The sequence below is a fragment of the Xanthomonas sp. 3498 genome (assembly GCF_014199795.1).
Lineage (GTDB): Bacteria > Pseudomonadota > Gammaproteobacteria > Xanthomonadales > Xanthomonadaceae > Xanthomonas_A > Xanthomonas_A rydalmerensis.
Genome location: NZ_JACHOH010000002.1, coordinates 510,040 through 529,390, shown reverse-complemented (window position 1 = coordinate 529,390; position 19,351 = coordinate 510,040). Strand labels below are relative to the sequence as shown.

The window sequence follows — 19,351 nt, the reverse complement described above, 5'->3', positions numbered from 1 at the left end:
CCGGGTCGACAGATTGACTTGGTCGCGATGACCCGCTTGGTGGCTATGGCCGGTCCGGCGCGCACTGTCCCGCACTACTGCAACTCTTAAACTCTGGCGTCGCTCCCACCGCATTGTCGTTGGAGATCGTTGGCACCTGTAGTGGCATGCAAGGTCGCCCCACGCACCGTAGCAACGGCCCTAGCGGGTGCTGGCTAGGAGGCAGCACACCAGCTTGCGGAATCCGGCATGGGCTCACCCATCGTCGCGACGATCCTCCAATGCCATCCGAACCACCTCCGCCACATCGGTGTTGTCAATGTAGCTGCCGTCGTTCCAACCGACATACTGACGGTAACCAGCATCCACGCCCCTCACGCGCTCGGCGAACCGATTGGAACCTGCACCCTTGGCCCAAAGCGGCACCAGCGCATTGGAGTGGTCACCAGTCGGTCTGAAGCTCATTCTGGGCATGTTTCCACGCCCGCTGCTGATCACGGGCGCGAAGGCAGTGTGCTGTGCGTTTTCTCCCATCGGCATGCTGTTGTCGTGATCGGTGGTAACGATGAGCAGGTTCTCTTCCCAACCGCCGTTTTCCTGGATCCAATCCACCACCACCGCCACGGCATCGTTGAAATCCGCGGACTCCTCGACCAGACGCCCGTATTGGGGGTGTCCGGTACATTCGCCGTAGTGCCATTGCGTGCCGCAGGCGCTGGTATGTGCAGCCCAGTCAGTGGCGCCGCCTTCCACCATCAAGAAGAGCCCTTGGTTCGAACGGTGCTTCAAGAACCGGAGCGCGCCACGGGTCATCGTGGAAAGATCGGGCACCGTCGCGATTGCCCTGACCCCGGAAGGCCTGGCGGGATCCGGGCCGAGTACGCTCTCCTGGCGCGCCTGCTGCAATGTAGTCGCCACTTCGGGAACACCGATGAGCGGGCGATCAACGGGCAGTTCGCCGGCGGCTAGTCGCAGGAAGTCTTCGCGGGTGCGGATGAGGCGCCACGGCCCCTGAGGATTCTTGCCAATGATCGCGGCCGCCTGCAGCTGCTGCCAATCTTCCTTGGACACGTATTCCCAGGGCGCATCGCAGCCTTCGGGCCGGCCGAAACTCCGCGCCCGATCGCAGGGCTCGCCATTGACGCTGTACCCCGGTCCACCAGTACCCATTACCAAGTCCATGTGGCCTTGCGAGAGCATCTGATGCGCGATCTGGTGATAGTGGTTGCGGGACTCGTTCTGGGCGGCAAACGCAGCCGGCGTTGCGTGCGAGAACGGCACGGTCGTGACCACGCCGGTGGCCATGCCCAGGCGTTTGGCGAGCAGCGTATTGAACTCCACGGCAGTGCCATGATTATCATAGTTGATGGCGTTGTTGTAGCTCTTGATCCCCGAAGACAACGCGGTACCAGCGGCTGCGCTGTCGGTGGCGACGGCAGTCAGGTATTGATATCCGGCAAAGGGCAGGTCGGCTGCCGGAACGGGCATGGTGTCCCACGCCTTGCCTGGATCGTAGCCAATCGATTGCGCGTCGTCTCCCGTCGGCTGGTTGCTGGTGTTGAGCGGGAAAGTGGTGACGCCATAGCGCTGCGGGAAATCTGCGTAGGGCGCGCCATCGCGACTTCCATACTGCCAGTAAGCCGCAGCGTCCCACGTCCCCCAACCAGCACCGTCATTGATCATCACGATCACATTCTTCGGCCGTTCATTGGCGGCCGTCCCCTGCAGGGGAGCGACGGACTGGCACCCAGCCAGCCCGATTACGAGCAGAAGGGCGGTCCATCGCAACTGCGATCGATGGCCGGCGAAAAAGCGGTCACGGGATAGCACATTCGAGTCTTTCATCGGATTTCCATAGCGCCACAAAGAGCTAGTTTCATGTCGCCGTCCTCACCGCCCAGCAGGTTATGACGGCTCGTTTAAAGATATGTTATATCATTGCATTATTGCAGATTTGTTCCACGATGCCTCTCCCCCTCAGTAGCGCACCTCGTAGCGGGCTTGCTGTTGCTCTTTCTCTAGCGTCCTTGGCTGCAACGGCGTCGCCAGACGCCAACCAGTTGGATCGTGGTCGCCGAAGCCGACAACGCGACGGCGTTCCTGCTCACCGTTCCCCGCATCGCTCAATTTAGAGCGACCGTGGTGCCGTTTGACGACTCGAGTTCGCCAGGCCAGATCGTCGGTCCTTCCGGCAAGTGCCTGGACGTGGTGAACGGCAGCACCGACAACACAGCGCCGATTCAGGTCTGGGGATGCAACGGCTTGCGCCAGCAGAAATGGCAATGGCAAAGCAAAAGCCGGGCGCTGCGCAACAACGGCACCGACAAGGTCCTGGATATCGCCGGGGTCAATACCAGCAACGGCGCGGGCATGCAGCTCTACCAAGCGTTCAACTCGTCCAACCAGCGCTGGAGCTTCCGGTCGTCCGCCATCATCGCCACTGGCGGCAAAGTGCTGGACGTGGTCAACGCAGGCTCTGACAACGGTGCACGCCTGCAAACCTGGGACAATCTCGGCGGCACCAACCAGACATGGCAATTCGATCCGGCAACCGGCGCGATCCAGGTGTCCAGTGGACGATGCCTGGACGTGATGGGCGGCGGCGTTACCAGTGGCACCGCAGTTCAACTATGGGACTGCTCGGGGAACAAGAACCAGAAATGGACGCTGGGCACGAATGGCTCGCTCATCGGCTACGGCGGCAACTGCCTCGAAGTCAACGGCCCGTCCGGCGCGAACGGCAACACCATCCTGATGGCCAAATGCAATGGAAGCGCCGCGCAAACATGGCGGATTCGCGGGCAGATCCGTAGCGACCTGAACAATAAATGCCTTGATGACTCCGAAGGCGGCAGGACCAACGGCGCACGCGTGCAGATGTGGGACTGTCTGGGCAATCCCAACCAGACCTGGGAAGTACAGCCCAACTAACAAACCGGGCGGGGTGGTCGTATCCCCTCGCTGGCCAACGAGCCAGCTCTCCAGACGCAGACGCGACTTCTACCCAAGCCCCAGTCCAACTGGGGCTTTCTATCTTTGGCTTGAACATTCAGGCAGTGATGGATCCAAGAGCGACGAGCCATAGGTCTCGGCACTGCGTTAGCCAACCTGCAATCCCGGGGCTTCGTCGTTGACCAAGAGCAGCGGTTGCCCCGCGGCCGAGCCGATGGGCAAGCGCGACTCAGCGCCGGGGGTTACAACGATGACCGTGATGACGTCGTCCTGCAGCGAGTTGATTTGGACGAATTTGAGACCCGCTTTCTCGAACACATAGGCCTTAAATAACGGGGAACGGCTGACGTTCGTCTTCCCCGGAGGCACGCGCTCTCCCATGCCCTCAATGACGTCGGCTGGGTTCATCATCTGGTCTGCCGCCTTGGCGATCGGTGAGAGGCCAGCAGCCAGCCCGGCCAATCCAAGCAATGCGCCAGAGAGGGTTTTCATCGTTCGTTCCTTGACGAGAAAGCGTCGCTAAAACGCTACTGCTGGCCAGATGGGCGTGCAAGCGCCAGCACGAGGACTGCTCAAAACGTCTACGAGGATAGACAGATGCTTCCGGCCGGCGGCCCTATCCGTGCCCTCCCCTGCCTGACCAAGGAGCCTCAGGCGCAAAAGCAAAGGCCCCGCGTGCGGGGCCTTTGATCGTCGGCGCTTAAGTGGAGGTTCTGGGCTCCGTCCCCCGGCCATGGCGGGTGAAGTGGCCTGGACAACAGATACAGGTTGCCACCAAGATCGCGGACGTGGGATCAGTTGAAAGCTGACCGCAGCATCAGAAAACTCTTACGCGAGCCAGAGCGCGAACTACAGCACTACTCACGTGCTTTTTGCTTTACGGCATTCCGTCGCTCAAGTCCCTCCTCAAGCGCCGCAATTTTCGCTTCCTGACGCTGCACATACTTGGCCCCCTTCTTCACCCGAATGATGATGCCGATCGCATAGACGGCACACGTGTAGATGGCTAATCCAAGGATCGACACAACTGGCGCCATCCATTTCGCTCCTCCATCCATAAAAGCGATCGTCGAATACGCCATTGCCACGCCCAAGATGGCGAAGCAGAAGAGGATTTGAGTGAGAAGAAACGCCGCAACTTTTGCCGAATCTCGCTGAAGGTTCAACACCTTGTTTAGCTCAGCGCGATGGATTTTAAGGGTGATCCTGTCGTTCATCAGCCCTAGCCGCATCCTTGCCCAACCCAACGCCCAACCACCCCCTCCAAGCAGCAGAGCAACGATGATTCCGTTGAAAACGCTGTTCGCATCCAAGTGCAGGTCACTCATGATTCCTCTCTCTCGCTGGTTGATTTTTCAGCCGGTGCGGCTAGCACCCCACATTCGATGCGCGCCACGGCAGGAGTAGACAGAAGAGGTGTCGCACAGATCGAGACAGTGCTTGGGAATTTCTCGGCTTCCCAAAGCAAGAAGCCCTGGCGATCCAGGGCTTCTTTTCAACGAACGTCCGAGACGGCTACCCCGGATACTTCGGGAACTTCTCATCCGGGTGGCTGGCCTTCCACTGCTTGTAAGCCGCCGTCCCCTCCCACGCCTTGAACGCCAGGGGAGTGCGTCCGCGGCCCGACCAGGTTTCCTGAGTGTGCGGAAGCCAGTATTTGGGGGCCACTTCCTTCTTGGCCTGGGCTGGACCAGCCTTGCGGCCACGGCCCGGGCTGCTGGCCCCGATGGCGACGGCCAGCTCGGCCTTCTGCTTCGGGGTGAAGTGCTCGCCGTATTGGCTCAGCAGGCTCGTGATCTCCCTAAGAGCGGCGGCAGCCTGTTCTTGGCGGAGAGCGGCTTCCTGCTCTTCAAGCTTGCGGAGCTCCTCTTCGATCTTGGCCTTGGCAGAGGTGATCGAATCCAACGTTTTCTTACTCATTCAGCAGATCGCCTGTTAGGAACATGGGTCTTTCCCGGGAGCAAAGAGTTTAATTGAAGTAGCTGTCAGCACGCTTGCGTGTTGCCCTCCTAGATACCGGCGCACGTATCAATGAAGTCGCTCAGCTCAAGCTGAACGACATCGTTCAGGAGAGCGGCGTGTGGTGCATCCGCATCCAAAAGACCTCTCGACCCTTCCATCAGACGAGGCTGATGGCAGCACTGACTGAAGACGGTGATAGTGGTAGCGATAGCGATCGGCATCCCCAGCCCGCTCCGAACTGAGGCCGGCCCAGCAAGACGTCTAAGCGGGTGAACCTTCCTTTGCTTTTCGTAGGAAAGCTATCTTCCAAGCAGCAGAGATCGCACGTCCATGGGCAGCATCACTTGGCAAGCCACTCCGCGTAGGCATCAACGTCAATCATGGGCACTGTCCCACTGAACTGCAGAGTGGCGATCAGCTTTAAAAGAAACGCCGTCGCCGGCTTCCGCTCGGGGACAAAATCGTATGCTCCACCCTCAAGCCTAACGAAGTGGCCGTGTGAAGCGATGCATCCAAGATCGAGGAGGCCGAGCTCTTGGTCGGCCGCAAGCGCTTTTCGTAGCGGGTCGCCCATCGCAGGCTTCCACTCGCTTTCAAGAGACAACACGCCACCAATGATCGGGATTGGTGGCTTCGGCGCGTAAATGCCACCGGCATGCGGAATCGGAAGACTGGTCCGGTGCAGTCGTCTCACAGAAGCCACCTTTCGTTGCGCGTATTCGACAAGGGCCGCGTCGACGGTCTGCTTCGCCTCAAAGGCCGCGTAGACGCTCTCCGCGGGCACAATGGTCTGCCCTTGGAAGTTGAAGATAAATGGGGAATATTGTCGATCGAACACAAGCACATCGATCTGTTCACTAAAATTCCCAAGGCTATCGACCACGTGCGCTTGGGCAACCTGGTAGCGCTTAGGCAGATACTTTTCTAGAAGCTCGATCCAAACTGATTCACTGGCGTCACCCTTTGTTCCAGGGTGCGCGAAACTGCGCCGCGCGATTGAGAGACGATTCTCGATATCGGCATGTAAGTCGGACAGAAGTGCGGACAGACTCCACTCGCTCACATTCACCCTCCGGCATTAGGACAATGGAAATTTGACGCCAAACAGAGCGCGCCAAGCGCGTAGCGCCTCACCCTGACGCCCTCGGCGAGCATGGTCGATTGCGACCGCAGCTTCTCGCTCGGCCGCCCGAAGAAGAGACTGGGCCCGCTGCTTGCGCGCTTGATCCATTTCGTCGCTTATTGGGGGGCCAAGCCCTGCCGGGTCATCAAACGTATCGAAAATACGATCGGCAAGCGTAGCGAATACCCCTTGAATCTCACGCTCGAAACTGCCACCCCAGCCCCCATGGAGAGCCTGGAGACACATCACCTCAATCAGGAAGGACGGCTTGATCGGCTTCTCGCCATGCGTTGGATTGTTGTTCCAATACTTGAGCATCCGAACGATGCCCTTCCATTCACTAGAATAAGCCTGATGCGCAGCCGTCGCCTTGTCGGCGTGGATCTTCGGGTTGGTATCGATCCACTTCCCAAGCGTCTCGTCGGGGATGGCATAGTTGTCGCCACTAGCGAGCGCTGGCACCACATCCACGCTCATCACGCGGTAGTCGGTGTTGTCTTCGCCGTCGGCAGAGACGCCGAAGGAGACGTTGAGTGAACGACGCTGGCGTTTGACGCGATCGCCATACTTCTCTTTTAACGCGCTAAAGAAGTCGTCCAGCACCACGGATGGCGATTTGCTCAGATACGCGCTTTCAGAGTTCTTCAAGACAAAGAAGATGTCGATGTCTTTAAGAGGCTTGGTTTTGGTCCAACGGGCGTAAGATCCGGTCAAGAAATCGGTATCGACCTTGAACTTATCCCGGATTTGATCGCGCACCTCTTGGTGTCGAGCGCTAGCGTTAGCCTGCTCACGGTCATTTAGTTCCAGACGGTGCTTGAACTTGCGAAAGGCATCTTCAATCGAGATCACGATGAGTTCCTCAGGTAAGAAGTCCGGCCTCCAAGGCCGCTGTGTTCGATCGTAGAGCCGAGGCTTTGCCGCACCATCCCCGCTATTGAACGCTCGTGGCCAGTGCCCCAACCCAACACATCAGGCCGCCCCGGCTTGGTATCGAGGAGAAGGGAGTAGCGGGCGGACGCTGGCGACAGCCCGGCCTTACGGATGGCGTAGCGAAGCTGCTCGGTATCAGTCCAGAAGGTGCCGTCTTCGCTGCTCCACGCGTAGCTGATCTCGATATCCCAGCGGACAATCAGCGCATTGGTCGCAGGATTGTAGATCTCAAGCCAAACACCCCGCAGGTGTTGACTGGCAAGCCACGTTTTGATGGCTCGGTGGTTCGTTTCCCAGTCTCCAACGAAAGCTGCCGGATCAAGGCCGCTCAGCCTGATGATGTCTTTTAGGCTTCTCAATATGTTGTCAGCGACGTAGACGACTGAGTGCGTGTAGGTGTTCACGACGACGGTAGTCATGCGAGGAACCCTTTCGTATCAAGCGTCAGCACAGAGGAACTTGTGGAGCTGGCCGCCGCCTCCGTCTGCTTGTCTGACAAGTCCCGGGCGGTGATGCGCTTAGAGTGCTCGGCCAAGGCTCGCTGTGCCCAGCTCAGGTCATCTGCGGGGCAAGGAAGGGATATCGACCATTCGCCTTTGAGTGGATCGAAACCCATGCTCTCCTCGTTCACGTCTTCTCCGCCTATCGCATCGTCGTCATAAAGGCAGTAGATGCGTGTGCGCGGCCCACTGCAGATGACGGTAATCGGTGCTTCCCGTGGAGCCTGATCCGCAATGAGACTGGTGGCAATGCCAGCGACCGCCTCAAGCTCAGCGCGCGCTGACCCATCGCCGTTGCGCAGGAGGAGTTCGGTGATTGCCCGCCAAGTTTCAGACGCGTCCCGGCCTGGCGTGCTCTTAAATGCGCGGCGAACGACGCTCATGCGACTCGCCCTCCCGCGCGCTCAACCTTGGCCGCCTGCGCTGCACGAAGGAGGTCTTGATGCGTCAGGCGCGACGGGTCGATAGCCGTTTCCTTGTTGAACGTTAATGCACTAGCGACCATTTTGCGGATCGCACGCCCATCTAGCCCAACGCATGCCTTCGCTGATGCATTAAGCCCCGCGCCATTCTTCAACGCATTGAGAGCTGGAAAAGTCGCGGCCAAGCCACTTAGGCAATCAAGCAGAATCTCTCTGCAGGCGTCGGCGCCTGGCAGCGGGATGGTCATCACAAGGTCGCACCGCGAGGTAAACGCTTGGTCGACAGCCTCCGGGAAGTTGCTGGTGGCGAGAAACAGGATGTTTGTGTATTGCTCAGCCAGCGCATCGAGTTGCACGAGAACGGCATCCGTCGCGCGATGGATGTCGATCGGATTAGCCTCGAGGCTCATTCGCGTGCGATCTGCTGCAAGGGTTTCAACCTCATCAAGAAGCACGATGGTCGGGCCGAGCGCTGCTGCCTCGGCGATAGTTTGTGAAAAGAGGTCGGACACGGCACGCTGGGTCTTGCCCATATTCGAACTGGTCAGCATATGCGGCTCGACTTCCAGCAGACGAAAGCGTTCGCTTTTAAAAAGCTCGGACACGCGGTTGGCCAGCCCCTTCGCCAGCGACGTCTTGCCCGTTCCAGGTGCGCCCACGAGGAGAATCGCCCCGTGCATCGGCAAGACGCTACGTGCCACCTTAGGCCGAAGCGTGAAATTCAAGATCGCCTGCGATAGGAGGCGTTCTTTGATTCCCTCCTCAAGCTTGATCGAATCCCAGAGCGCACCTAGAGACGCGTCTGGCAGCGCCCGGCTGCGCTGAATACCTTTGGCCTGCGGCACATCATGACCGGGTAACAAGTTCCGCATCGCTTGATCCTCAGAGGTAGTCCAAGTCGCCCGGTCCTAGCACCAGTGCGACCGGGCAGGCCATCCCTGTCCGTAAACAAATCATACGGATACTTTGTAGAGGTAGTCAAGTATGTTTACGGCCTGTATGCTTAGGCCCTGTTGCCGGGAGAGTTCGATGGAGTCGTCTGGAAGTTCCAAGGTCCGCTGGGGGCAGAACCGCAGGTTGAACTTCATCGATGTGCGCCTGCAGTATGACGGGCGCATCAATCGCAGCGATCTGATGCAGTTCTTCGATATTTCGGCACCGCAGGCTAGCGCGGACTTGGGGCTGTATCAGCAATTGGCCAGCGATAACTTGGTTTACGACAATCGGCAGCGGATCTATCTTGCGACGCCCGAGTTCAAGCCGATTACAAAGAGGAGCGAAGCCACGCGCTACCTCAACGAGCTGCAGCGTCTCGCTCGTGGAATCGTGGAACCTGACGAGAGCTTCGTGGGCTACCAACCTTCTACAGGCGTAGTCGTCAGTCCGTCGCGCGCGATCGAAGCAGACGAGGTCGCGACCCTCGTGCGCGCCATCCGCGATCGAGTCGCCCTCCTTGTCCGTTATCAGTCGATGGACGCACCGGAGCCGCAAGAGTGGGTGCTTTCGCCCCATGCGCTTGGATTTGACGGCCTGAGGTGGCACGTCAGAGCTTGGTGCCACACGAGGCAAATCTTTCGCGACTTCGCAATCGGACGACTGGATGTGCTTGAGCACGTCCTTAGCGAGAAGTCAGTCGATCCATCGCTTGACGAAGGCTGGAACACTGAAGTCATCGTTTCGCTTGTACCACACCCCGGACTTACGCCATCGCAGAGGCACGTGGTCATGCGCGATTACGGGATGGTTGACGGGCACTGTGAGTTGCGTTGTCGCAAGGCGATGCTCTTTTACACACTCCGGCATCTGAACCTGGAAAGCCTTGCCATTTCAGACATGCCCGCCCAGCAGCATGTCGTGGTCGAAAACGCCGAAGAGGTCAAGCAGTGGATGCGTGAGGACCGCGATGGCCTTCGGCATGGTCGGCGCTGATATCTTGTCTTTCAAGCCTCTGTTGGCCCCACGGCGGTAGCTCAGATTGCATCTGTGACCGAGGCCGCATTCTTGCCCTTCTTTCCAATCGCAAGAACCTTCGGTATACAAAGGAATCAGACGGCTGGCGGGCCTACGCCAAATGAGCGTTCCGCCTCCTCTGTTTGACGAGCCGGTGACCGCACGGCGCAAGCTCATGACGCCACGGGACCGACTTTTCTGGTGGTACTCCTTGACCTTGCTTTTCCTGGGACCTTTTGGGTTCCTTGTCGGGCCGCTTATGGCCCGCGAGGAACGCGAAAGGTAGGACGCCTCTACCCGGCCGACGCCCGTGTGGCCCCGGGCGCGGGACAAAGGCTTTGCGTGGTGGCAGTGGTGGGCCATGACCTTGCTGACCCTGATGGGCTCGTTTGCGGCCTTCGCTGTCCTGAGCGGGCTGCCGATGTTTCTGTTCGTGATGTATGCGCAGCTGACCCAATAGAAGGAATATCTCCTTGGGATAAGAAGGCCGCCCTTGGCAGCCTTCTTTTCTTTAAGCGAACAGCGCATCTCCCGATCCATCTAAGTGATGGGCCTAGGCAGCAAAAGCTTGACTTCCTGCGGCTCCGCGCTAGCTTTCAGACAACTCCCCACCTATCCGCCAACGTGACTGTTACCTCGCAACTAAACGAAGAAAATGAGACAGAGAGGAAAATCTGGGAAAAGGTATACCTAGCGTCTCTAGATCGGGTTTCACCACAAGAGGCTTCTGCGGAAGCCGACTTGGCAGTCAGACTATGGGCGAAGAAATGGCGCACCACGACCACGTCAGACCGAAAAATCTCACGACTTCTCGAACAGCTGCCTGACGTAGAGTAAATCAAGGCGCAGGAGTTTTTACACCGAGCAGTGTCGCGCCAGGCTTCCGCTGACGCCTTGGCGACATCCTTGGCGAGCTTGGTTTCATTATCTTCGCAAGTTCCCTAGTCGACCCAGCTATGCGATAGAAGCTCCCCGTATCTGACATAACGACAGCAAATATCCCTTCTTCCTCTTCATCTCCTCCAATCAAGTTGTCTACGTAGGCCTGCAACTCTTTAAGGGTGAGACCCACCTTTCGGCCGGGCGAGCAACCATCCTCGGAGAAGCAAATATTGACTTCGGAATCCAGAGCATCATCCAAACTGACAACCTCTGACGTAAGGCGATCCGCCCCTTCTTTCCACGTCAACCCAAAATAATTTCTTGGCCATGGATTTAGATACTGCCAAGGTGATGTTTCGTCCGTCGAATCAAATAGCGCAGAACACGCCGCAACGTAGGGCTCGACAACGATTTCACCGACAAGCTTCCCGTCATCATCCTCCCACTCATCCCAATAAGCGAAATGGTGGCCGGCTAGCGAAAATTCGAAGAAACGCAACAACCTAAAGCGCGCTGCTCGGTCAACATTTTTGTCAGTTGAGGAAAGATCCTCTAGCCGTTTCCAAAAATGTGCCAGCGACCTATAAGCTAGCTTGGGCCTCGCATCATCACGCCCAATCCACTCGTCCCTAATGCCTGAGCGCCTAGCTTTTACCTCAAAAACAAAATAACGCTCACCAGAAGCGTAAACTACGTCTCCAACTGCAGACTCAGCATTGCCATCAAGCTTGACAAAACCAGGCGGGAAAGCGGTCGCTGGAGATCTCCCTCGGGCACACCTCAACCATTGCGCGTCACGGAGTGCCGTAACGACTGTATCTTCCCATAACCTGGTCATTTTAACCTCACCCAATGGATCTCACAGTTAAACAAATGGACGATCGAAAGTTCAAGCTACAAAGTGCGCGTAAACTTCTGAATCGAACACACCCTAGCAATCCCGATCGAAGTAGTTAACAGAAGCAATCCCGATCGAGTGCGCTCCGATGCCATCGCGCTTTTCGCGCACAGTAAAACAACGACTGTAAGTTGCGTGGTGCTCGTCATCGAGCTCATGGCCGACGATTTGTGCCCTCAGCTCAGACACCACGCCAGCCCCCTGCAGTTCCTGGATAAACGTCTTCCTGAGCGAATGGAAGCCCCTTTTCGCCGGTTCCCAGCCCTTCCCCACCTCGGCCAGATGTCTACTAAACGCTTTTGTGATCCAGTTGCCCTGTCCGTTCACGGCGGCGGCCTTGGCAGCCGGGAACAGCCTGGTTTCACCGACTTTACGCTTGCCATCGACCCAATCCAGGAAACCCATCTTGAGGAGCTCAGGATGGAGCGGGACCGTCCGAAGGCTGACTTCGGTTTTCACTTTCTGGTGCTCGCCTTCGTCTGAGATGCGGATGCACGGGATGCCGTCCTCCTCGAACACATCCTTGATGAGGAGCTGGCCGACCTCAGATGCCCTGGCACCGGTGTAGAGCCCAATGAGCGAGGCCCAGCGCGCCGATTCCGACAGTTTGGCCAGCGCGTCGGGCGCAAACAGCGCCTGGATCTGGGCGCGGTCATACGCTTTGAAGCCCAGCTTCTTCCGGGCCCGTTTCTCGCGCTGGGAGTAGCTGACGTGACCAGAGGCCGGGTTATCGCCCTTCGGGTAGTGGCCCGACGCCATGGCCCATTCGAAGAAGCCGCCCTTGCCGCCGATGTAGGACTGCTTATTCGTGAGCGTCGGTGTAGACGCACCTTTCTCCCGCATGTCCTGATACCAGCGAGCCAGGTCCGAGCGCGTGATGGCGTGGACCTTGGTCTTCTCGCCGAGGAAGCTCACCAGAGCCTCAATGGCGGTCTTCTTGATGGTGTAGGTCTTGGGCAACGTCGAGCCCTTGAGGGTCGCGAGGAACGCGTCCCGGGCCTTGCCCAGTGTCATCGTCTCAATGGCCGGCGCAGAAGCATGCCTACTCGGGCCAGCATGCTGTGCGGATCCAAACATCGTGGGCACGGCAACCGGAAGGGCGCGAGCCTGCAAAGCCGCCCCGGCCATCGCTTCCAGCTCCATCAGCTGCCGATACAGCTTCAGGTCCTTGGGGCTGTCGATCTGCCACTGCTCGGTCACCGTCCCATCCGGTTGGCGGGTGCGGTTGAGCGTCAGTTCCTGGAGGTTTTCGGCGCTCGTCAGGCGAGCAATGAGCAGGTCAGCGTCCGACTTGCTGAGCTTGGCCACGCGTTGATCCTTCAACTGTGCGAAGAGCCGAGCATAGCCCGCCCCCAGCACGACCGCACGCACGTGAGCCTGCGCCACGTCCTTCGTTTGCAGGGTGCGTTTGATAAGCCGGCAGCCCATCACGGTTTGCAAATCGACGGGCACACGTTGGACGAACGACCAGCGGCCGGTGGACGACCGGCTCAAATGATGTGGGATGCGCATGCAAGTGTTTCCTCTGCATGCTTCCTGCCTTCCAATCAAACCAAGTCAGATATTTATTTTCAAAATCAATGACTTGGAAGCAACTGGCGGAGAGAGTGGGATTCGAACCCACGGAAGGTTTGACCCTTCGCCGGTTTTCAAGACCGGTGCCTTAAACCGCTCGGCCATCTCTCCGTTTGCGAACGCGGCGGTGCTGCGGAAGAACGTCGCAGCCGCTTGAAGCCCAACGCCGCAGCAGCGCGACGTTGTAGTGCCTGCCCCGCCTGAAGCGGTCGGTGCCGCTGACGACACCCGATGCACCCGAGCCCAGAACCACCGGCACGGGCACGCATTTTCGCATGCCCGCAGCGGTTTTGCTCGACCGACTTGCTCGACCGACTTGCTCGGCCGGCTTCGCTCAGCCCGCCTCAACCGCCATGGCGCCCAGGGTCGAGTGCCGGGCCTTGGTGCGTTCGGGGCAGTCGCCGCCGCAGTCCAGGCGCGAGGCCTCGATCTGGCGCGGCAGGTGTTCGGCGAGGAAGTCGATGAACACGCGCACCGCCGGCAGCAGGCCGCGGCGCGAGGCGAACACGGCGTGGCAGATGCCCTGCGGCAGCGACCATTCCGGCAGCACCACTTCCAGTTCGCCGTTGCGCACGGCTTCGGCGCAGACGGTCTCGGGCAGCAGGGTGATGCCGAAACCGTCCTTGACCATGGACTGCAGCAGCGGGAAGTCGAAGCCGGCCACACGCGGCTGCAGGTCGACGCGGCGCACTTCGCCGGCCGGGCCATGCAGTTCCCAGCGCTGCCGGGCTTCGTCCTCGCTGATGCTGAGGGTGACGTGCGAGGCCAGTTCCTCGGGGTCCTTGGGGCGGCCGGCGCGGTCCAGGTACTTGGGGCTGGCGACCAGCAGTTCCTGCACCTGGCCGAAGCTGCGCATCACCAGGCTGCCGTCGTCGTCCAGGCGCGAGCGCACGCGCAGGGCGACGTCATAGCCTTCGTTGATGATGTCGACGCGGCGGTTGCTGATGTTCAGTTGCAGCCGCACCTTGGGGTACTGGTCCAGGAACATCGGCAGCAACTTGGGCAGCTGCATCTGCGCCAGCGACACCGGCACGCTGACCCGCACCAGCCCGCGCGGCTCGGCGCTGAGCCGGTCGACCACTTCGCGCGCGGCCTGCGCCTCGGCCAGCATGGTCTGGGCGTGGCGGTGCACGCTCATGCCCAGGTCGGTGACGGCGAAGCGGCGGGTGGAGCGTTGCAGCAGGCGCACGCCCAGGTCGCTCTCCAGTTGGCTGATGCGACGGCTCAGGCGCGACTTGGGGATGCCCAGGGCGCGCTCGGCGGCGGCGAAGCCGCCGTGGTCGACCACCATGGCGAAGTAGTACAGATCGTTGAGGTCGTGCATGTTCTTTCGATATTTAGAACGATGGGGACAATCGGATCCGGTTCATTCTACTCCTACAACGATTCGCGCTGCAGGGACGCCGGTCGCGCTCGCGCGGTGGCTCAGGCACGGATGTGAACGCACGCAGGGTAACCCCGGCCGGGCTAGCGCGAAGTGACGGGGACGGGAGTTCGGCGCACGCGGAACGCCGTTTGCGGCGGGTGCGGCAGTGGGCAATGCATGCAAACGCCCTGCCCCGTCCGGGTCGAAGACCCACTTGTGGCGCAAGGCGGGGCATTGCCCGCATCAGGACAATTTGCGTGAGCACAGGGACGGACAGGAGGGCGTCGCCGCAGCAACGGCGACGCGAGGCGCGCCCGAGGTGGATGCCCCGGGCCCGGTCGATCAACCGATCCGCTCGGCCCCACCCATGTACGGGCGCAGCGCGTCGGGCACGGTGATCGAGCCGTCGGCGTTCTGGTAGTTCTCCATCACCGCGATCATGGCGCGGCCGACCGCGGTGCCGGAGCCGTTGAGCGTGTGCAGCAGTTCGGGCTTGCCGGTCGCCGGGTTGCGCCAGCGCGCCTGCATGCGACGCGCCTGGAAGTCGCCGCAGTTGGAGCAGGAAGAAATCTCGCGATAGGTCTGCTGCGACGGCAGCCAGACTTCCAGGTCGTAGGTCTTGCTGGCGGAGAAGCCCATGTCGCCGGTGCACAGCAGCATCTTGCGGTACGGCAGGCCGAGCGTCTCCAGCACCACTTCGGCGCAGCGGGTCATCCGATCGTGTTCGGCGACGCTGTCCTCCGGGCGGCACACGCTGACCAGTTCCACCTTCTCGAACTGGTGCTGGCGGATCATGCCGCGGGTGTCGCGGCCGCCGCTGCCGGCCTCGGAGCGGAAGCACAGCGAGTGCGCGGTCATGCGCAGCGGCAGGCGCTCGGCCTCGACGATCTCGTCGCGCACCAGGTTGGTCAGCGAGATCTCCGAGGTGGAGATCAGGTAGCGCTTCTGTTCGCCCAGCGCGGTGGCGAACATGTCTTCCTCGAACTTCGGCAACTGGCCGGTGCCGTACAGGCTGTCGGCGTTGACGATCACCGGCACGTTGGTTTCCTGGTAGGCATGCGGGCCGGTGTGCAGGTCCAGCATGAACTGCGCCAGGGCGCGGTGCAGGCGCGCGATCGGCCCACGCAGCACGGTGAAGCGCGCGCCCGACAGCTTGGCCGCCGACTCGCCGTCCAGCCAGCCATGGCGCGCACCGAGTTCGACGTGGTCCTTGACCTCGAACTCGAAGCTGCGCGGGGTGCCCCAGCGCTGCAGTTCGACGTTGTCGGCTTCGTCCTTGCCGGCGGGCACGTCGGCCTGCGGCAGGTTGGGAATCTCCAGCGCCAGCGTCTCCAGTTGCGCACGGATCTCGTCCAGGCGCTGCTCGGAGGCCTTCAGCTCGTCGCCGAAACCGGCCACTTCGGCCATCAGCGCGCTCACGTCCTCGCCCTTGGCCTTGGCCTGTCCGATCGCCTTGGAACGGCTGTTGCGCAGGCTCTGCAGCTCCTGGGTCCGCACCTGGATGCGCTTGCGGTCGGCCTCCAGGGCCTCCAGGACGGCCACGTCCAGCGCATAGCCGCGGCTGGTGCGCAGGCGCTCGGCGAGGTCGGCGGGCTGTTGGCGAAGCAGAGCGGGATCGAGCATGGGCGCGGGGTGCCAGGGGAACGAACCCGGGATTATCGCCTGTCCGTCGCGGTTTTGCCGACTTGCTCCCGCGGCGGCGCGCGATTCACCGCGGCTATGCCAGAATCGAGCGGTTCCCTACGGTGAGTCCCATGTCCACGTCGCCCTCGTCTTCCAAGTCCGGCATCGTGCTGCATCTGCCGCGGCGCCTGCTCGCGATCGTCGGCATCGCCTTCGCCGTCGGCCTGCTGCTGTTCCTGGTGGTATGGCTGGTCGGACGCAAGGACAACGATTTCTACAAGCCGCAGCCGGCGCAGGTGCAGCAGGAGACCGAGCAGGTGAAGCCGCTGCCCGAGCCGCTGCCGGCCGGCAGCGCCGCCAGCAGCATGCCGCAGGCCAAGCCCGCGCCCGCTGGCGATGCGCCGAAGCTGGTGGAGACCGCGCCGACGCCGCCGCCGACTACGCAAGGCCCTGCCCCGGCTGCGGGCAGCGATACCGCCGGCGGCACGGCCACCGCGCTGGCCCCGGGCGACCGTCCGGTGCCGCTGGAAGGACAGACCCCGCCGCCGCGCTATCCGCCGGCGGCGCTGCGTCGTGGCGATGCCGGCACCGTGGTGGTGCGGGTCGAGGTCGATGCCAGCGGTGCGCCGGCCGGCGTGGCGCTGCTCCGGCGCAGCGGCTCGCGCGACCTGGACCGCGCGGCGATGGAGACCGTACGCCGCTGGAAGTTCCGCCCGGCGCAGCAGAACGGCCATGCGGTGCCGGCCAGCATCGAGATTCCGTTCGACTTCAAGCCGGGGCCGTAACTGAATCGCCACCCGGACGCGCGGGCGGCGTTCACATGGGGGTGACACCCCTGAGGCGGGTCCTGGGCGACACTGGACCCGTCCCACGGCACCGGAGTTGCCGCCATGCCCACCCCGTACAAGTCGACACAGCCGCTGGATGCGTGGAAGCGCCCGGCCCGCCCGTCGTCTGCGCGCCGGGAGTCGCATGCGCGCGCCGATCATGGGTCGCCCTGGGCCTGGATGATCGTGATCGCGCTGGCCCTGGCGGTGGCCGGTTGGTGGCTGGCGGTGGATCGCGACGACGATGGCAGAAGCCCCCGCGCCACGCCCATGACGCCGGCCAACGATCCGCCGCGGTCGCAGCCGCCGGTGCACTGAAGTCTTCCGACACCGGATTCAAAATCCGGTCTCAAGCATCCAAGTGGAAAACACTCGCCAAGCCTGCACGCGGCCGCTGTAACACAGCCGCTTGCGCGCGCACCCCCGAGTCCAGCGCCGCGCGCCAGTGCGTCAAAGCCCGGAAACGACGTCGCCACGCTCGCCACATCCTCGATCCGCACCCTGTCTCGCACCGGATAGATGTCTGGCGATGGCCGAGGCATGCGATGCGATGGTCGCGGTGGCTCCCGCGAGTGCCCGCGTCCAGTTTGATGGGTGATGCCGCCGCGCGTTCGTATCCAGCGGCGCATTGCCGTGGGTCCATCGCCACCGGTTGGCAGGACCTGCCCGATCGGGCAAGACAGACCGCCAGGCGTCCGCACGCGTGCCATCAGAACACCGCGTCCGGCCGCGGCTATCCGACGACCCTGGCGACGGCGGCGGCGATCCGATCGAGCATCGCGTCGTCGGTACGCGCGACGTTGAGGCGCACGTGCCGGTAGGCGCCATCGCTCTTGAACACGTTTTCGGTGGCAAGCATCATGCCGTCCGCGCGCAGCACGTCCGCGACCGCCCGGGCATCGACGTCTTCGCCGAACGACGTCCACAGGTACATGCCCGCCCCGGTGTCCCTGGCCTGCCAACCGCGGGCCCGGACCTTGGCCAGCAGCGCCTTGCCGCTGGCGGCCAGCTTCCTGCGCAGCTTCTCGCAGTGCGGCTCGTAGCCGCCCTCGGTGAGTACGTGGTGCACGATCTGGTCGGTGAGCAGCGAGGAATGGATGGAGCAGACCGATCGCTTCAACAGCATGTGCTCCAGGCGCTGGCCGCTGGCCGCCAGGAACCCCGACCGCAGGCCCGGCGCCAGGGTCTTCGAGAAGCTGCCGATGTGGATGACGCGCTCGAAGTGGTCGAGGGCCGCCAGGCGCGTGACCGATCCCTGCTGGCCGCGCGGGAGCAGGTCGCCATGGGAGTCGTCGTCCACGATCCACACATCGTGCTGCTCGGCGAGCTTGAGCAACTGATGGGCCTTGCGCGGCGACATGCTGGTGCAGGTCGGATTCTGGAGCACCGAACTGCAGAAGAACGCCTTGGGCCGATACTTCTCGCACAGTTGCACGAACTGCTCCAGATCGGGGCCGTCGTCCAGGCGGGGCACGTGCAGGAGCCAGAGGCCGCTGGCCAGGAGCCGCTGCGTATGGATGAACGGCCCCGGCTCCTCCACCAACACGTACTGGGTCGGGTGGAGGTACATCGAGACGATCAGGTCCAGGGCATCGGCGGCGCCGGCCGTGGTCACGATCTGATCGGCGGCGGCAGCGATCCCGGCCATGCGTAACCTGGCACCCAGCGCCTCCCGCAAGGGCAGCCAACCCCGGACGTCGGAATAATCGAACAGACTCTTGCGCGGCCGCGCCGCCACGGCCCGCAGGGCCTCGGACAGCAGGTCGCTCCCACCCCATTCGGCGGGCAGCGTACCGAGCGCCGAGCCGTCATGCGGTCCTTCCGCATGCAGCAGGTGGCCCCAGTTGACCCCCGTCGATGGCCCGCTCCATTGATCCGGCTGCGCCAGCGCACCTGCCTGACGGGCGCGGGGCGATACGTAGAAACCCGATCCGCGGCGCGCTTCCAGATAACCCGCCGCCGTGAGCTTGTCGTAGGCACGCAGCACGGTCTCGTTGCTGATGGCCATGCTGGCGGCCATCGCCCGGACCGACGGCAGGCGCTCGCCGATCTCCAGCGACTGCTGCTCGATCCGGCTCCTGACGTCGTCGAAGATCCGGTCGATGAGCGGACCACTGGCTCGGGCAGCCGGCGCGGCTGCCTTCCGCGTGCGCTTGGCGGCGGGCTTCGATGGAGGAGAGGCTGGCATGGGCGGGGAGCAATGGGGAAGGCGAAGAGCCCAGGATGATAGACCGTCGGCAGCACTGGCTGGCGGATTCGAAAAATTGATGCGGACAGTTGCGCGGCGCCATGTTGCGCCGCAGCGGTGCACAGACCGCACCACCCTGGGGCGCAGCACTGCCGTCACCTGCACTTCCAA

The 19,351-nt window shown here is 61.8% G+C and carries 18 protein-coding genes, 1 tRNA gene and 1 pseudogene; 5 read left to right on the top strand and 15 right to left on the bottom strand.

The window, feature by feature from the left end; genetic code table 11:
• Nucleotides 1-234 precede the first annotated feature (234 nt).
• Nucleotides 235-1,824 (bottom strand): alkaline phosphatase, encoded by a 1,590-nt coding sequence (locus GGR66_RS07385; protein WP_184447812.1) that lies wholly within the window; start codon nt 1,822-1,824, stop codon nt 235-237.
• Nucleotides 1,825-2,046: 222 nt separating this feature from the next.
• Here GGR66_RS07385 and GGR66_RS07380 point away from each other — a divergent pair, with 222 nt between their 5' ends.
• Nucleotides 2,047-2,910 carry a ricin-type beta-trefoil lectin domain protein gene (locus tag GGR66_RS07380; RefSeq protein ID WP_326520954.1) on the top strand — a complete coding sequence of 288 codons (864 nt, stop codon included), beginning with the start codon at nt 2,047-2,049 and terminating at the stop codon, nt 2,908-2,910.
• A gap of 168 nt (nt 2,911-3,078) precedes the next feature.
• On the opposite strand, the gene GGR66_RS21150 is transcribed toward GGR66_RS07380, so the two are convergent.
• The 8 genes from GGR66_RS21150 to GGR66_RS07340 form a co-directional block, all read right to left on the bottom strand.
• Nucleotides 3,079-3,423, bottom strand: coding sequence for a hypothetical protein (locus GGR66_RS21150; protein ID WP_255421609.1), 345 nt, complete (start codon nt 3,421-3,423; stop codon nt 3,079-3,081).
• A 365-nt stretch (nt 3,424-3,788) separates the two neighbouring features.
• Nucleotides 3,789-4,259: a hypothetical protein gene (locus GGR66_RS07370; RefSeq protein WP_255421608.1), complete on the bottom strand. Its 471-nt coding sequence runs from the start codon at nt 4,257-4,259 to the stop codon at nt 3,789-3,791.
• Between the two features lie 187 nt (nt 4,260-4,446).
• Nucleotides 4,447-4,851 carry an H-NS family nucleoid-associated regulatory protein gene (locus GGR66_RS07365; protein WP_184447811.1) on the bottom strand — a complete coding sequence of 135 codons (405 nt, stop codon included), beginning with the start codon at nt 4,849-4,851 and terminating at the stop codon, nt 4,447-4,449.
• Nucleotides 4,852-5,233: 382 nt separating this feature from the next.
• A complete protein-coding gene (locus GGR66_RS07360) occupies nt 5,234-5,956 on the bottom strand; it encodes a DUF6602 domain-containing protein (RefSeq protein ID WP_184447810.1) in 723 nt (240 codons plus the stop codon).
• Nucleotides 5,957-5,971: 15 nt separating this feature from the next.
• On the bottom strand, nt 5,972-6,868 hold the full coding sequence (locus tag GGR66_RS07355) for a CBASS oligonucleotide cyclase (protein ID WP_184447809.1): 897 nt from the start codon (nt 6,866-6,868) through the stop codon (nt 5,972-5,974).
• Nucleotides 6,865-7,368 (bottom strand): HORMA domain containing protein, encoded by a 504-nt coding sequence (locus tag GGR66_RS07350; RefSeq protein ID WP_184447808.1) that lies wholly within the window; start codon nt 7,366-7,368, stop codon nt 6,865-6,867. Before GGR66_RS07350 ends, GGR66_RS07355 begins: the two co-directional genes overlap by 4 nt.
• Nucleotides 7,365-7,832 carry a hypothetical protein gene (locus tag GGR66_RS07345; RefSeq protein ID WP_184447807.1) on the bottom strand — a complete coding sequence of 156 codons (468 nt, stop codon included), beginning with the start codon at nt 7,830-7,832 and terminating at the stop codon, nt 7,365-7,367. The genes GGR66_RS07350 and GGR66_RS07345 overlap by 4 nt, the downstream gene beginning before the upstream one ends.
• A complete protein-coding gene (locus tag GGR66_RS07340; protein ID WP_184447806.1) occupies nt 7,829-8,743 on the bottom strand; it encodes an AAA family ATPase in 915 nt (304 codons plus the stop codon). The genes GGR66_RS07345 and GGR66_RS07340 overlap by 4 nt, the downstream gene beginning before the upstream one ends.
• Before the next feature lie 205 nt (nt 8,744-8,948).
• Between GGR66_RS07340 and GGR66_RS07335 the strand changes: the two genes are divergently transcribed.
• Both GGR66_RS07335 and GGR66_RS07330 read left to right on the top strand, forming a co-directional pair.
• On the top strand, nt 8,949-9,800 hold the full coding sequence (locus GGR66_RS07335) for a WYL domain-containing protein (protein ID WP_255421607.1): 852 nt from the start codon (nt 8,949-8,951) through the stop codon (nt 9,798-9,800).
• A gap of 142 nt (nt 9,801-9,942) precedes the next feature.
• A pseudogene (locus GGR66_RS07330) lies at nt 9,943-10,281 on the top strand (hypothetical protein).
• Nucleotides 10,282-10,659: 378 nt separating this feature from the next.
• Here the strand turns inward: GGR66_RS07330 and GGR66_RS07325 are convergent.
• The 5 genes from GGR66_RS07325 to serS form a co-directional block, all read right to left on the bottom strand.
• Nucleotides 10,660-11,541 carry a hypothetical protein gene (locus tag GGR66_RS07325; protein ID WP_184447805.1) on the bottom strand — a complete coding sequence of 294 codons (882 nt, stop codon included), beginning with the start codon at nt 11,539-11,541 and terminating at the stop codon, nt 10,660-10,662.
• A 93-nt stretch (nt 11,542-11,634) separates the two neighbouring features.
• Nucleotides 11,635-13,113 (bottom strand): site-specific integrase, encoded by a 1,479-nt coding sequence (locus GGR66_RS07320; RefSeq protein ID WP_184447804.1) that lies wholly within the window; start codon nt 13,111-13,113, stop codon nt 11,635-11,637.
• 84 nt (nt 13,114-13,197) lie between these two features.
• A tRNA-Ser gene (locus GGR66_RS07315) sits at nt 13,198-13,287 on the bottom strand.
• Between the two features lie 223 nt (nt 13,288-13,510).
• The gene (locus tag GGR66_RS07310) at nt 13,511-14,500 is read right to left on the bottom strand and encodes a LysR family transcriptional regulator (RefSeq protein ID WP_184447803.1); all 990 of its coding nucleotides are present in this window, start codon (nt 14,498-14,500) and stop codon (nt 13,511-13,513) included.
• A gap of 384 nt (nt 14,501-14,884) precedes the next feature.
• Nucleotides 14,885-16,165, bottom strand: a complete 1,281-nt coding sequence (serS, locus tag GGR66_RS07305; protein WP_184447802.1) for a serine--tRNA ligase — start codon at nt 16,163-16,165, stop codon at nt 14,885-14,887.
• 131 nt (nt 16,166-16,296) lie between these two features.
• Here serS and GGR66_RS07300 point away from each other — a divergent pair, with 131 nt between their 5' ends.
• Nucleotides 16,297-16,950 (top strand): energy transducer TonB, encoded by a 654-nt coding sequence (locus tag GGR66_RS07300; protein WP_160970625.1) that lies wholly within the window; start codon nt 16,297-16,299, stop codon nt 16,948-16,950.
• Nucleotides 16,951-17,055: 105 nt separating this feature from the next.
• Nucleotides 17,056-17,310, top strand: coding sequence for a hypothetical protein (locus GGR66_RS07295; RefSeq protein WP_184448138.1), 255 nt, complete (start codon nt 17,056-17,058; stop codon nt 17,308-17,310).
• Between the two features lie 415 nt (nt 17,311-17,725).
• Here the strand turns inward: GGR66_RS07295 and GGR66_RS07290 are convergent, their stop codons facing one another.
• Nucleotides 17,726-19,180, bottom strand: coding sequence for a PLP-dependent aminotransferase family protein (locus GGR66_RS07290; protein ID WP_184447801.1), 1,455 nt, complete (start codon nt 19,178-19,180; stop codon nt 17,726-17,728).
• Between the last annotated feature and the right edge of the window lie 171 nt (nt 19,181-19,351).